This is a genomic window from Enterobacter asburiae, from assembly GCF_007035645.1.
Lineage (GTDB): Bacteria > Pseudomonadota > Gammaproteobacteria > Enterobacterales > Enterobacteriaceae > Enterobacter > Enterobacter asburiae_B.
In genome coordinates this window covers 1,569,319-1,584,353 of record NZ_AP019632.1, presented here as the reverse complement: position 1 = coordinate 1,584,353, position 15,035 = coordinate 1,569,319, and the positions used below count along the sequence as shown (strand labels likewise).

The 15,035-nt window shown below is 43.5% G+C and carries 13 protein-coding genes; all 13 read right to left on the bottom strand.

All coding sequences use genetic code 11. The features are described from left to right. Nucleotides 1-21: 21 nt before the first annotated feature. Nucleotides 22-1,188 (bottom strand): UDP-glucose 6-dehydrogenase, encoded by a 1,167-nt coding sequence (ugd, locus tag FOY96_RS07475; protein ID WP_039263831.1) that lies wholly within the window; start codon nucleotides 1,186-1,188, stop codon nucleotides 22-24. 225 nt (nucleotides 1,189-1,413) lie between these two features. Continuing rightward, a complete protein-coding gene (gene gndA / locus FOY96_RS07470) occupies nucleotides 1,414-2,820 on the bottom strand; it encodes an NADP-dependent phosphogluconate dehydrogenase (RefSeq protein WP_028013772.1) in 1,407 nt (468 codons plus the stop codon). 167 nt (nucleotides 2,821-2,987) lie between these two features. Continuing rightward, nucleotides 2,988-4,358 (bottom strand): colanic acid biosynthesis phosphomannomutase CpsG, encoded by a 1,371-nt coding sequence (gene cpsG / locus FOY96_RS07465; RefSeq protein WP_112778163.1) that lies wholly within the window; start codon nucleotides 4,356-4,358, stop codon nucleotides 2,988-2,990. An 18-nt stretch (nucleotides 4,359-4,376) separates the two neighbouring features. Further along, on the bottom strand, nucleotides 4,377-5,804 hold the full coding sequence (cpsB, locus tag FOY96_RS07460; protein ID WP_039262644.1) for a mannose-1-phosphate guanyltransferase: 1,428 nt from the start codon (nucleotides 5,802-5,804) through the stop codon (nucleotides 4,377-4,379). Between the two features lie 8 nt (nucleotides 5,805-5,812). Next, entirely contained in the window at nucleotides 5,813-6,922 is a 1,110-nt protein-coding gene (locus FOY96_RS07455; RefSeq protein WP_143346777.1) for a glycosyltransferase, read from the bottom strand. Next, on the bottom strand, nucleotides 6,923-7,978 hold the full coding sequence (locus FOY96_RS07450; RefSeq protein ID WP_039262632.1) for a glycosyltransferase family 4 protein: 1,056 nt from the start codon (nucleotides 7,976-7,978) through the stop codon (nucleotides 6,923-6,925). Continuing rightward, on the bottom strand, nucleotides 7,975-9,249 hold the full coding sequence (locus FOY96_RS07445) for an oligosaccharide repeat unit polymerase (RefSeq protein ID WP_143346776.1): 1,275 nt from the start codon (nucleotides 9,247-9,249) through the stop codon (nucleotides 7,975-7,977). Before FOY96_RS07445 ends, FOY96_RS07450 begins: the two co-directional genes overlap by 4 nt. Nucleotides 9,250-9,262: 13 nt before the next feature. Then, on the bottom strand, nucleotides 9,263-10,159 hold the full coding sequence (locus FOY96_RS07440; protein ID WP_143346775.1) for a glycosyltransferase family 2 protein: 897 nt from the start codon (nucleotides 10,157-10,159) through the stop codon (nucleotides 9,263-9,265). Between the two features lie 18 nt (nucleotides 10,160-10,177). Next, the gene (locus FOY96_RS07435) at nucleotides 10,178-11,635 is read right to left on the bottom strand and encodes an MATE family efflux transporter (RefSeq protein ID WP_143346774.1); all 1,458 of its coding nucleotides are present in this window, start codon (nucleotides 11,633-11,635) and stop codon (nucleotides 10,178-10,180) included. 2 nt (nucleotides 11,636-11,637) lie between these two features. Continuing rightward, nucleotides 11,638-12,462 (bottom strand): NAD-dependent epimerase/dehydratase family protein, encoded by an 825-nt coding sequence (locus tag FOY96_RS07430; protein ID WP_143346773.1) that lies wholly within the window; start codon nucleotides 12,460-12,462, stop codon nucleotides 11,638-11,640. Then, the gene (rfbC, locus tag FOY96_RS07425) at nucleotides 12,455-13,015 is read right to left on the bottom strand and encodes a dTDP-4-dehydrorhamnose 3,5-epimerase (protein ID WP_039262638.1); all 561 of its coding nucleotides are present in this window, start codon (nucleotides 13,013-13,015) and stop codon (nucleotides 12,455-12,457) included. Before rfbC ends, FOY96_RS07430 begins: the two co-directional genes overlap by 8 nt. 26 nt (nucleotides 13,016-13,041) lie before the next feature. Beyond that, nucleotides 13,042-13,917, bottom strand: coding sequence for a glucose-1-phosphate thymidylyltransferase RfbA (rfbA, locus tag FOY96_RS07420; protein ID WP_143346772.1), 876 nt, complete (start codon nucleotides 13,915-13,917; stop codon nucleotides 13,042-13,044). A gap of 32 nt (nucleotides 13,918-13,949) precedes the next feature. Then, nucleotides 13,950-15,032 (bottom strand): dTDP-glucose 4,6-dehydratase, encoded by a 1,083-nt coding sequence (gene rfbB, locus FOY96_RS07415; RefSeq protein ID WP_143346771.1) that lies wholly within the window; start codon nucleotides 15,030-15,032, stop codon nucleotides 13,950-13,952. Nucleotides 15,033-15,035: the final 3 nt, after the last annotated feature.

The following is a 15,035-nucleotide window of genomic DNA, read 5'->3' as shown; positions in this document are numbered from 1 at the left end:
TTTACAAAATAACGCAGAGAATCAGTCGCTACCAAACAGATCGCGGGTATAAACCTTATCCGCCACGTCAGCCAGCTCTTCCGCCATGCGGTTTGAAATGATGACATCGGCTTCTTTCTTAAAGGCATCCAGATCGCGGATCACCCGGGAATTGAAGAACTGATCGTCCGGCATGGCAGGCTCATAGATTACAACCTCAACCCCTTTCGCCTTAATGCGCTTCATGATCCCCTGAATGGAAGAGGCGCGGAAATTATCGGAGCCACTCTTCATGATCAGACGGTATACGCCGACCACTTTCGGTTGACGCGCAAGGATGGAATCGGAGATGAAATCTTTACGTGTACGGTTAGCGTCAACAATCGCCGAAATGAGGTTGTTCGGCACAGCCTGATAATTTGCCAGCAATTGTTTAGTATCTTTTGGCAGGCAATAGCCGCCGTAGCCAAATGACGGGTTGTTGTAGTGGTTGCCAATACGCGGGTCGAGACACACACCTTCAATAATCTGGCGGGTATTCAGGCCAAGACTCTCTGCGTAGCTGTCCAGCTCATTGAAATAAGCCACTCGCATTGCCAGGTAGGTATTCGCGAATAGCTTAATCGCCTCAGCTTCGGTGGAGTCGGTGAACAGCACCTGAATATCTTTCTTCACTGCGCCTTCCTGAAGCAGCGCAGCAAAACGTTCAGCGCGCTCTGAACGTTCGCCAATGACGATACGCGAAGGATGGAGGTTATCGTAAAGCGCTCTGCCCTCACGCAGGAATTCCGGCGAGAAGAAGATATTATCAATACCAAACTTTTCTTTAATGGATTTGGTAAAACCGACAGGAATGGTCGATTTAATGACCATCACGGCATCAGGGTTGATCGCGATAACGTCTTTAATCACCGCTTCTACAGTTGAGGTGTTGAAGTAATTAGTTTTAGGATCGTAGTCAGTAGGCGTCGCAATGATGACGTAATCCGCATTGCGGTATGCATCTTCTTTATCTGTCGTGGCGCGGAAATTCAGCGATTTATTGCTGAGATAGTCCTGGATTTCTTTATCCACAATCGGCGATTTTTTCTGATTGAGCATATCCACTTTGGCCTGCACGATATCCAGCGCAACCACTTCATGATTCTGGGCAATCAGAATGCCGTTAGAAAGACCGACATACCCTGTTCCGGAGATTGTTATTTTCATTCGCTAATGACTTCTGTGAGTTAACTGTACTGATGGCCACCAGACCATCGCGATAAACATAACTGTTGGGCTTTGTACCTCCTGGCAAACTGAACTGTCAAGGCAAACCAGGAGTAATCACTACGAGCGGGGCGAGATTCAGACTACTTCGAATAACAGGCGACACTTTTTGCATAAAAAACCCGGAGGCAAGCTCCGGGTTTTGATTACAGCGAGTGAGTTAACTTATTCCATCCATTCGGTATGGAATACGCCTTCTTTATCGGTACGTTTGTAAGTATGCGCACCGAAGTAGTCACGCTGTGCCTGAATCAGGTTAGCTGGCAGCACAGCAGCACGGTAGCTGTCGTAGTAGGCTACTGCAGCAGAGAAGGTCGGAACCGGGATACCGTTCTGGACAGCGTAGGCAACCACATCACGCAGCGCCTGCTGATATTCGTCAGCAATTTTCTTGAAGTACGGTGCCAGCAGCAGGTTGGCGATACCGGCGTTTTCAGCATAGGCATCGGTGATTTTCTGCAGGAACTGCGCACGAATGATGCAGCCCGCGCGGAAGATCTTCGCGATTTCACCGTAGTTCAGATCCCAGTTGTTCTCGTCTGACGCTGCACGCAGCTGAGAGAAGCCCTGCGCGTAAGAAACGATTTTACCCAGGTACAGTGCACGGCGCACTTTTTCAACGAATTCGGCTTTATCACCCGCTGGTTTAGCCTGCGGACCAGACAGCACTTTAGATGCCGCGACGCGCTGCTCTTTCAGAGAAGAAATGTAACGCGCGAAGACGGATTCGGTGATCAGAGACAGCGGTTCGCCCAAATCCAGAGAGCTCTGGCTGGTCCATTTACCGGTACCTTTGTTCGCAGCTTCATCCAGAATCACATCAACCAGGTATTTACCCTCTTCATCTTTCTTCGTGAAGATATCTTTGGTGATGTCGATCAGATAGCTGTTCAGCTCGCCTTTGTTCCACTCGGTGAAAGTTTCCGCGAGTTCTTCATTGGAAAGGTTCAGACCGCCTTTCAGCAGGGAATAAGCCTCAGCAATCAGCTGCATGTCGCCGTATTCGATGCCGTTATGAACCATCTTCACATAGTGACCTGCACCGTCCGGACCGATGTAGGTCACACACGGCTCGCCATCTTCGGCAACGGCAGCGATTTTAGTCAGAATAGGAGCAACCAGTTCGTATGCTTCTTTCTGGCCACCAGGCATGATGGATGGGCCCTTCAGCGCGCCCTCTTCACCACCAGATACACCGGTACCGATGAAATTGAAGCCTTCTGCAGACAGCTCACGGTTACGACGAATGGTGTCCTGGAAGAAGGTATTACCGCCATCAATAATGATGTCACCTTTTTCGAGGTAAGGCTTCAGGGAATCGATAGCTGCATCGGTACCTGCGCCCGCTTTCACCATTAACAGGATACGACGAGGCGTTTCCAGAGACTCAACGAACTCTTTCACCGTATAGAAAGGAACCAGTTTCTTGCCTGGGTTCTCGGCAATCACTTCTTCGGTCTTATCACGGGAGCGGTTGAAAACGGAGACGGTATAACCACGGCTTTCGATGTTGAGCGCCAGGTTGCGCCCCATCACTGCCATACCGACAACGCCGATCTGTTGCTTGGACATTACATACTCCTGTCAGGTGTGGTCACCACGGCTTATGCGCGGCTTGAAATGTGGTTGAGATGTTAACTCAGTATTAGGTGACATGAATAGCTTTTGCTGATCTATGTCACACTGATTGCACAATCCAGGTACAGTCAAGCCGCCAGAAATACGCTGGCGGCAGACCCTCACTTCCTGAGCAAAGCCAGAATTTCTTGCGTTTTCTCTTCCATCAGCGCCGTGTCAGCACGGGACTCCACGTTCAGGCGCACCACCGGCTCGGTGTTGGACGAGCGCAGGTTAAAGCGCCACTGCGGGAACGCCATGCTGATCCCGTCCGTACGGTCAATTTCCAGCGCGTGGATCGCAAAGTGCTGCTCCACGCGGGCAATGGCCTCGGCCGGCTGCGCCAGCTTGCTGTTGATCTCCCCGCTCGCCGGGAACGCCGCCATGCGGTCGCGCACCAGCTCGCCCAGCGTCTGCCCCTTCAGGCACAGCAGCTCGGTCACCAGCAGCCACGGGATCATCCCGCTGTCGCAGTAGGCAAAATCACGGAAGTAGTGGTGGGCGCTCATCTCACCGCCGTAAATGGCGTCTTCTTCGCGCATGCGCTCTTTGATGAAGGCATGGCCGGTTTTGGACATCACCGGCGTGCCGCCCGCCGCGGAGACCACGTCGACGGTGTTCCAGGAAAGGCGCGGGTCATGGATGATTTTCGCGCCCGGGTTTTTCTCGAGGAACGCTTCCGCCAGCAGGCCGACAATGTAGTAGCCCTCGATGAACTGCCCTTTCTCGTCGAACAGGAAGCAGCGGTCGAAGTCACCGTCAAAGGCGATGCCCATGTCCGCGCCGTGCTCAATCACCGCGTTGCGGGTGTCGTCGCGGCACTCCGGCAGCAGCGGGTTAGGAATACCGTTCGGGAAGTTGCCGTCCGGGGTGTTGTGCACCTTGATGAAGGTCACCGGCACGTTCAGCGCCTTAAAGCGGGCTTCCAGCGCATCGACAACCGGACCGGCCGCGCCGTTACCGGAGTTGATGACCAGCTTCAGCGGCTTGAGGTTCGCCACGTTGATGTAGCCCAGCAGGTGGTCGATGTACTCTTTCTGCAGGTTGATTTTTTTGTAGCTGCCGCGCTTCGCGTCGTTCACCGGCGGGAAGTCGTTGGCTTCCGCCAGGCGCTGCACGTCGCGCAGGCCGGTGTCGCCGCTGATAGGACGGGCGCCCTTGCGCACCAGCTTCATCCCGTTGTAGTCCATCGGGTTGTGGCTGGCCGTCACTTCGATACCGCCGTCCACGCCCAGGTGGAAGGTGGCAAAGTAAATCTCCTCGGTCCCGGAAAGGCCGATATCCAGCACGTCCACGCCCGCGTCCTGCAGCCCTTTCGCCAGGGCCAGCTTGAGGGATTCACTGGTCAGACGCACGTCGCCGCCCAGCACAATGGTCTGCGGTTTTAAATATTCGCCGTACGCGCGGCCAATGCGCCACGCGATGTCTTCATTCAGCTCTTCGCCCAGCTTGCCGCGAATATCGTAGGCTTTAAAACAGGTTAATTTTTCCATGATAATTTTACCGTAATCTCAAACACGACCATACCTGTCAGCAAAACGTACAATATCATCCTCTCCAAGATAAGAGCCTGAGCGAACCTCAATCAATTCCAAAGGGATCTTTCCAGGGTTCTCCAGACAGTGCGTTGCTCCAACAGGAATATAAATAGACTCATTTTCACCGAGGAGTTTGGTTTGCTCGTTAATTGTAACTTGTGCAGTTCCTGCGACGACAATCCAATGCTCAGCACGATGGTGATGCATCTGAAGAGAGATACCTTCGCCCGGCTTTACGGTCAATCGCTTAACTTGATAGCGGCTTCCCGTATCAATCGAGTCATATTTACCCCAGGGACGATAAACTTCGCGGTGAGTATGATGTTCATGACGGCCGTCTGCTTTGATCGATTCGACAATTTTCTTCACATCCTGAACGGCGTTACGATCGGCAATCAATACAGCATCCTTGGTCTGCACAACGACCAAATCTTTCACCCCAACAGTAGTCAATAGCCCGGATTCAGAATACAGGAAACTATTTTCGGTATTATAGGACAAGACGTCACCTGTAACGACGTTACCCTCTGGAGTCTTATGGCTAATATCCCAAAGCGAAGACCATGAGCCGACATCACTCCAGCCAGCATCCATTGGCACAACAACAGCATCTGAAGTCTGTTCCATCACAGCATAATCAATCGACTCATCAGGACAAGCTCTGAAAGCTTCCTCGTCAACGCGAATAAAGTTAAGGTCAGGATCAATAGAGCTCATGGCCTTTTCGCACGCCTTAAGAATATCCGGACGATATTTTTTCAGTTCCTCAAGATAGCGATCGGCGCGGAAGAGAAACATCCCGCTATTCCAGTAGTATTCACCGCAGGCAACATAGGCTTCCGCCGTTTCAAGATTAGGTTTCTCAACAAATTGCGCGACCTCAAATGCATCTGCATGCTCAACATCAACGCATGGCACACCTCGACAAATGTAACCATAGCCAGTCTCTGGTTTATGCGGGACGATGCCAAAGGTCACAAGCTTTCCATTTTCAGCATAAGGTAGTGCCTTACGAACTGAATTACGGAAAGCTTCTTCATCCTGTATGACGTGATCGGCGGCCAGAACCAGCATGAGCGCATTACCCTCGTGCTGGGTACGAACTGCAGCAAGTGCAGCCAACGCTATCGCCGGAGCTGTATTACGACCAACCGGTTCGAGGATGATATTCTCAGTGAGTTTATTCATCTGGCGCAATTGCTCGGCAACGATAAAGCGGTGCTGTTCGTTACAAATGACGACGGGACTTTCGCATTCAATGCCCTGTAATCGGTTAATTGTCGCTTGTAACATTGTCAGTTCACCTTCCAGACAGAGAAATTGTTTTGGATAGAGAACACGAGAAAGCGGCCATAAACGACTACCGGAGCCCCCGGCCATAACAACAGGAAATAATGACATGATTGAACTCACTTTAATGATGAATATAAATTAATTATATTCTTAACCATCAACTCTTTAGTAAACATAGTATCAAATCTGGCTTTCGCGCCTTTACTATATGTCTCACTGCTTTGAATAACAGAAACAATTCCTTTAGCAAGTGCTTTAGCATCATTCGGCTCAACAACAATGCCAGTCTCGTTATGCTGATTAACCCAGGCCACACCACTTCGTGGAATATTTGTCGACACAAGCGGTCTGGAGAAACTCATAGCTTCTAACTGAACCACACCAAAAGCTTCAGATTCATGAATAGATGGCAGACAAAAAACGTCACATGCTTTATAATAAGAAGCCAAATCCGAATAATTGATACTACCAAGAAGAATTACTTTATCTGACAATCCATCATTAGCAATTTTTTGCATTAATGAATCAATCAATGGGCCAGTACCGCCAATAAGAACAATGTAATCTTCAGGAAGTTCTTTCGCAGCATCAATCAGGTATTCCATACCCTTATAATAAACAAGACGCCCCAAAGAAAAAATTATCTTTTTATTTTGATAACGTTGCTTGATACTTTTTTCAAGCTCCTCATTCAATGGCATAACACGGGTATCAACCCCAATTGGGATACAAACAATTTTATCCTGATAAGGCTGTAAAGTTGGAGAAGACTGCCCATACACAGGGCTAGTAACGATAATGCTGGTACACTTATCTAAAATCCATTTTTGTAGCGGAGCAAAAAGCATCAATAATTTTTTTTGCTTAACAATATCGCTGTGCCAATGGAGAACTATCTTACCTTTGGGCGGGAATAAAAAGAGTGCCAAAACAGCCAGTGGATTTGGAAGATGGACATGGATAACATCATAATTATTTCTTATTGCTCTCCATCGGGATATTAAGGAAAATGATAGCGGTGTCGAAAAAAGCTGTGCAAACAATTTCTGACGGTAAACTTTATAACGGAGTTTGTCGTCATTTTTTCTTTCTCCAATTGGATCAACACAGAGTACATCAACAGGTTGGTCATTACTTTTTGCGATACCTTCACTTATATCGAATGCTACCTGTTCGATTCCACCATGTACTGGAGGGTAAAATTTGCTAAACTGTAAAACCTTCATTCAAATATTCCTTTGAGAGATCACATCCATAAGTTTCGATGCAACATCACGTACGTCAAATTTTTCTAACCTATGATATCCATTGCGAATCAATACAGGACTGAGCTCATCATAATTTTCAATCAATTCACGTAACTTAGAACTAAAATCTAATGAGTCCTCTGGATTAAAATAATATGCCGCATCGCCACAAACTTCAGGGATACTTGCGCGGTCAGAAGCCATTACAGGACAACCGCGTTGCATTGCTTCCAGAGGAGGAAGTCCGAAACCTTCATATAATGACGGATAGACAAAAATAGAAGCATCTCTGTATTTTAACTCTAAATCGTCATCTGATAGATATCCACAGAATACAATGTTCTCATGCTGTGAAAACGTCACTTTTGAGAAAGCTGTCCCTAACCCTCCCACCACGATGAGTTTATAATCTTCGATTTTTGAATTCAAAAAAGCATTAATAACAAACTCGATATTTTTTCTCGGCTCTAAGGTACCAACCAATAAAATCTCTTTATGCTTAACCGCTTCGCTTGCAATATGATTCTTGAGGTTAATAGATGTATCTACGGAGTTTGGCAATACAGTGATCTTATCTGGATCAACCGCCAGATATTTCTCTATCTCTGATTTTGAAAAGTCACTAACCGTAAAGATACCTCTCGCAATTTTCGACTGAATGGCATAGTTAACCTTGTATACAGCACGGTATAAGAAACGAAACCACTTTGGATATGCGTACAATGACATATCATGGATAGTAAAGTAACAGTTCTTGTAAAACGCAGGTGATAACCCAGTGAAGCAGAGCAGTAACGGGCTACCGACGCTTCTTAGATAACGAGGTAATTCGATTTGTTCCCAGAAGTGACCGTTACGATTTCCTATTTGAAGGATATTAAATTCCTTCCTCCATTTCTCATCAATGAGGTCCGTTTTCGGTGTCAAAAAACAGATATCAGGAACGTGTTTAACGAGTTCCCGACATAGTACCAATGCATATTGCTGTACACCAGTTTTACGTTGAGTCAAAAATCTCGCATTAATATAGATCATTTATTACTCGGCATTCTATAGATGTAACACTGAAACATAAAGAAGGAATAAAATAGAATAAATCTAAAAGGTAATGTAAAGAGCATCGAAGCAACAATATACATTAGAATGATAAAGTGATTCTTATTTGCTTTAAGTCTGGCTGACAACAAACATATACCCAGGACAAATATGAGCAAGCCCGGCAGGCCGAAACTTAAAATAATAAAACTTAAGACATCTTTTGGTGCAAAACTTTCATAGGCACTGGGATCCGACGAAGATAAATAAGATCTCATCTCATTACAGTTTACGTCCAAACCAGAAAGAGCCTGACAATAGTCATGTATAAAAGGTGATAGTGTGCTCTTGAAACCATATACGCCACTGCCAAGTGGATAATCACTAAGATGCCATATGCTGACAATAGGGAAACCTAGACGAGTTACATACGTCATCGTTGCAGAATTTGACAAATTCGCTGCAATGAGTGCAAAAAGGTCATAATATATGAATGCAAGACTGACAAAAAGAACAATAAAAGATAACGGAATGAGTTGGTATGTATAATTATAAAATCCCTTCACCTTGAAAAAATAGACTAGCCCAAGGAGTACTGGAATTATCAGGAATGAAAATTTAGCACCTGAAATATAGGTGGTAATGGCAAACATACACGCAAGGATTAGTCTGTACTTTTGATTAGACAACATCACCATCAAGAACATTAGGCCATAAAAATAGCCATTTAAACTTGGCTCTGCAAAAGTGCCTGCAAATCGAAAGTTTTCATCATATAACCAAGCTCCACCTAATACTTTAACATGAAAACCAAACTTCGCCATGATGTAAAGTATCAGCGCCACGCCAAGAAATAAACTTGATATCTTGACACTAAAACGATATATATTAAAGTTACTTTCAAGTTCTTTAGCATAACTAAATATAACAAACCATAAGAGCATATTTAGTAAAAGTGCGAAGATTTTATCATATTCAGCACCATGATAGAATGCACCAAGCGCAGCACCTAAGAGAAGGATAAAGGCAGAAAAGAGTATCTTTGCAAGGTTAAGACTGCGAATCCTGAAAAGTAGGAGCAATACGATTACAAGGATGATCTTCAGGCCAAAATCAGCAATACTTGAAAGGCCTTTCATCAACCCAATCTGAGAAAAGTCAACACCACTAAAAAGCGAATTAATTAATAACAGTCCAACAAGTGATTTGACAATAAAAGTTGTAGATAAATTATAGTTATTGACAAGTGTGCTACTGGAAATTTCGCTCACCTTAACCTCTTAGTCATTTATTTTTTAACATTAGTCCGTCGATAATCCCCCTGACAAAAGCCTTATAAACTTTATATGGCGTTTTGCGACAAAGTGGATAGACCAACCGGGTAACAATGGTAAAGAAAACGCTAACAATATAATAAGGAGCTTCAATATTTTTTCTGGCGAAAAATATACGGTTCCTTGTCAAATAATATGCACCAAATAGACTTAACCCCCCCCCAGTAGAAGTACTAACCTTATGAAACACTAGAGGTTCATTAATAATTCTAACTCGGCTGCCAGCTATGTTTGCACGATAGAGAAAATCAGTATCATCGTAATAAGCAAAGTAACGAGCATCCATCATACCTATAGTGGCAAACATCGAAGCATGTACAAGTAAAAAACATGTTGGTGCATAATCGCACTCTTCTGGAATATTAGCGTAAATTTCATCGTAGTCGGCTCCCTCAAAAAGATGAGGGGCAATAGCTTTTTTCTTATTAAAAAAAGCGCCTGCGTACCAGACTTTTTTTTCTGGATAACTGAATATTACAGGTGAAACAAGTTTGTATTGTCCCTCCTCAGCAACACTCATCATTTTGCTGAGGGTATCTTCCTGTTCAAAAAGTAGGTCGTTATTAGTGAGTAATATATACTCACACCCATCCTTTAAAGCTTCTTCAATGCCTTGGTTGTTGGCCTGCGCAACCCCAACATTGTTTCCGTCATTATTAATATAGGTATACTCTATGTCTTTCCTCAAGAGAATTTCTTGCGTTAAGTTAAAAGAATCCTGATTTGTACTGTTATCCACAATATAAAGATGCTTGTTCTGATATTTTTGTTTTTCAACACTCGAATAAAAGTCAGGCAGCACACCTGGAGAATTGAACAAAACAGTAACGAGCCCAACTTTTTTCACACTTTCACCTAAGCAATATTAGTATTGATTTAACAGATTCTTGATGCTTTTTACTTGTTTTATTATGAAGACAGTAAATACAACTATAAAAGCTACCTGGATGCCATAAATAACACAATGGATAGTTACCGACTGAGTCATCACCAGACTGACCAGGCAGATGGCTATCATCACAGGTATTACCAGAAACGAGACAAATATCAGCTTTGACTTATACTCAGCTTCAGCCCGATACTTGCATGCGTAAACCGCCATGATTAATACGCCTGAAATAAACGTCGAATAGGCAATTCCAATCGCGCCATAGATACGAACAAAGAAAATCGACAACGCAAAGTTCAATAGTCCTTCGAGCACCGGCAGCCAGGCGATTGATAATTGTTTGCCGTAGGCGACTAACATAAGCCCGTAGGGCGCTGCAATCATTCGGATAAGATAAGCCGCAAGCAGCAAAGAAAACATTACGTGCAGGTTCGTCGCTTGCTGATAGCCCAACCAGACGCCAAGGATATGCACAGAAGCAAACCAGGCAATAAAGACACCGATAAAGACAATCATCGAGAAAATGAAGATAAGTTTGTTAACCAAAAGTTCAACATGCTGGTTATTCCCGTGATTGTGCATCCTTATCATAGGTTGAATTATAGGATTAATCATGGCTCCCAAAATTCCCACCCCAGCATTAACAAGCGTCATTAATACGGCAAAACCAGCTAGTTCCTGAAATGAGTATTTACCGACGGTAAAGGTGCCTATACCGGAAATTAAGAACTGGGCTATATTCCATACTAAGAGCCCACTGAAAAAGACAACTATTGTTTGAAATAAATTCTTATCCAACGATAACTTTGTTCTTTGCGATGTATTTTTTAATTTATATAAAATATAAAATGCAATTTGATTAAAACTGTTTATTGCAAAATAAACCCATGCAATAACATCGAGACCATGGTGAACAAGCAACAGAATCGACGTACCCAGAATCACTTTAAAAAATATATTTATGCCAGCGGTAATATCATTGCGTTCTATACCAGTAAAATAACCAACAAAGGGTGAGAATACGTTATTAATGACAAATGAACTGCCAATTAATATAAGAATTAGTTTAGCATTAGCGTTGGTTTCTGAAACTTCAGGGAAAAATGAGAAAAAGAATTTTGCTAAAATAAATATTCCGCCCAAACATACCATGTTGAGCAGTAACGCAAAAAGCAATGACTGATGCATTGCCTTTTGAAGTTTCTGTGGGTTACTTAAATGAAGGGCGACAAAACGCCCTACCGTAACCTGAAGACCAATTCCAAAAATTCCGATCAAAACCCCGACCTGAAGAGTAAGGGACCAAATCGAAAAATCTACCTTTGAAAGATTGTGTAGTAAAACTGGAGAGATAACTATTCCAAGTATTACATTTGAGAAGCCATTTATTATGTTAGATAAAGAGTTTTTAAGTAACCGCTTAAAGCCACTCATATTTATCTCGCCAGTTCTTCTTTATAACTAGCTATCATAATTTTCAAATCATCAAGCACATGTTGTGGTTTATAATCCGGAATTTCAGTAGATAACTTATTTATGCTGGTTACGGGGAACTCTTCACGAGGAAAATTACCGTCATGCCAGTTAACTTTACAAGCCGTCTCTTTTTCAATGACATCAGCGATTTGCTTAGCTGTTACGTTAAATCCAGATGCGACATTGTATATTTCTTTATTAGTGTTTTGGTTTTCAGCCAACCACACACATGCTTTAGCGACATCATTGACCGAAACATAGTCCTTAGCATATTCAGGCGCAACAAACATGTTGATTTCACCATTATTAATGGCATGACGAATAATGGACGGCAGGAATAATGTACTATTGAGCGCTAAACCATAGACATTGCTAGGTCGAACTACAGTAACATCACGTTCGCTCTTAAGGCACAATTCTTCTGCTACCAGTTTGGTCAGATTAAACAGCTTCCTGTTATCATCCGCAGTTACTACCAGATCGTCAGTTTCATTCGCGCTATGATGGTTCATATAAACTCGAGTTGAGGATATATATACCAGCTTTTCAAACTGTGCATCCTGCAGTAACTTTGCCAACAAAACCGTATTTGCTTCTAGCACAGAAAAATAGCTTTTGGCACAATCACCATTACCAGCACAATAAATGACTTTGCCCAACTCACCATTGAGAGAATTGCAGCTGTTGCGATCAGGAACAACGACATCATGCCCTTGCTCTTTAAGCAATGTAACGATATGTGAACCAATAAAACCGCTACCCCCAATAACTGTATACTTAGCCATTTGTCCAGCCTTTAAGAATCTGTTCTTTGATACTTGCAAGTGAAGGTAAAATACAATCTTTAGCAGAAACTACAGGATTAGAAACTGGCCATTCTATACCCAGATCTGGATCGTTCCAGATAAGACCACCTTCATCGGTTGGATCATAATAATCTGTGCATTTGTACTGGAAACTAGCAGTATCACTTAATACACAGAAACCATGAGCGAAACCAGGAGGAATATAAAACTGAAGAAAATTATCTTCGGATAGAATGACTGAATGATGCTGACCAAATGTTGGTGATTCTGGGCGGAGATCAACGGCCACATCAAAAACAGAACCCTGGGTTACTGAGACTAACTTACCCTGAGGCTTTGTTTTCTGAAAATGAAGCCCGCGCAGAACATTTTTCGTCGATTTAGAACGATTATCCTGAACAAAGTCCAGACCAAATCCTAATTCCTGGTAACGTTTTTTCTGATATACTTCGAAGAAATAGCCACGTTCGTCACCAAAAACTTTAGGTTCAATAATTACAGCATCTTTTAAAGGCGTTTCAATAATTTTCATACTTTTTAATACTTTATGTTGGATTTTCAGTCTTTAGCTAAATGCTGCAAATATTTGCCATAGTCATTTTTATTGAGTTCTTTGGCTAATTTTGCTAACTGTTTCTTATCAATGAAACCTTTGCGATAAGCAATCTCTTCCGGGCAAGAAACTTTGAGACCTTGACGTGATTCGATCGTCTGAATAAAGTTACCTGCCTCAATTAGACTCTCATGCGTTCCTGTATCAAGCCAGGCATATCCACGCCCCATAATAGCAACTGAGAGCGATTTTTTTTCCAGGTAGAGTCGGTTAATATCAGTGATCTCTAATTCACCACGCGCTGACGGTTTCAGCTGTTTAGCCATCTCAATGACGTCATTATCATAAAAATAGAGACCAGTCACAGCGTAATTACTTTTTGGCTTCAGTGGTTTCTCTTCTAAAGAAAGCGCTTTGCCATTCTCATCGAAATCTACCACGCCATAACGTTCAGGGTCTTTCACATGATAGGCAAAGACTGTAGCTCCTTTTTCCTGATTCATTGCCATTTCAAGTTCTTTTGGCAAATCGTGACCATAGAAAACATTGTCTCCAAGGACTAAAGCACAAGAATCGTTACCGATAAACTCTTCACCAATGATAAATGCCTGAGCAAGACCATCAGGACTTTCCTGGACTTTATATTCAATGTTCAGTCCCCATTTTTTACCGTTACCCAGTAATTGCTCAAAGCGCGGGGTATCCTGAGGTGTGCTGATGATGAGAATATCCCGAATACCCGCAAGCATCAGCGTGCTTAACGGATAATAAATCATCGGCTTATCATAGATTGGCAGCAGCTGTTTACTAACCGCCATCGTCACAGGGTAAAGGCGAGTACCTGAACCACCGGCTAAAATAATTCCTTTTCTTTTTGACATGTTCAATGCTTCTTATGACGGGGTTGAAAAGATTAGCGTTGCTCGTAATTTTTATTGATCCAGTCCTGATAGGCACCACTCATAATATTTTGGACCCAATCCTGGTTATCAAGATACCAATGAATCGTTTTCTTAATACCAGATTCAAAGGTCTCTTGAGGTTTCCAGCCGAGTTCCAGAGTGATTTTACTGGCATCGATTGCATAGCGTCGATCGTGGCCTGGGCGATCGGCAACATAAGTGATTTGTTCGCTATACGAGGTATTCTTCGGCTTTATTTCGTCAAGAATATTGCAGATGGTCTGTACTACTTCAATATTCTTTTTCTCATTATAACCGCCAATATTGTAGGTTTCACCTACGATACCTTCCGTGATAACGGTATAGAGAGCACGGGCATGATCCTCAACGTACAACCAGTCACGGATCTGATCACCTTTGCCATAAATAGGCAACGGTTTACCTTGTAATGCATTGAGAATTACCAACGGGATTAACTTTTCTGGGAAATGGTAAGGTCCATAATTGTTTGAACAGTTAGTCACAATAGTTGGGAAATTATAAGTCCGATGCCACGCGCGTACTAAATGATCGCTTGATGCTTTAGAGGCAGAGTACGGGCTGCTTGGAGCATAGGCGGTATGCTCAGTAAACAATGGAAGACTTTTGTTATTATCCCATTCATCAGGATGAGGTAGGTCCCCATACACTTCATCGGTTGAAATATGATGGAAACGAAATCCCTGTTTCTTTTCACCTTCCAGGTTTTGCCAGTATTTTCTGGCTGCTTCAAGCAAGACGTAGGTTCCAACAATATTCGTTTCAATAAACGCAGCCGGACCGGTGATTGAACGGTCAACGTGACTTTCTGCTGCCAGATGCATTACTGCATCAGGTTTATGAGTTGAAAAAATTGCGTCTAATACCTGTGCATCGCAAATATCAGCATGAACAAAAGCATAACGATCGCTGTTTTCAATGCCTTTTAAAGATTGAAGGTTACCTGCATAGGTTAACTTATCAACATTTACCACAGAATCAGTTGTTGAATTAATAATATAACGCGCTAATGCCGAACCGATGAATCCGGCAGCCCCAGTAACTAATATTTTCATCAC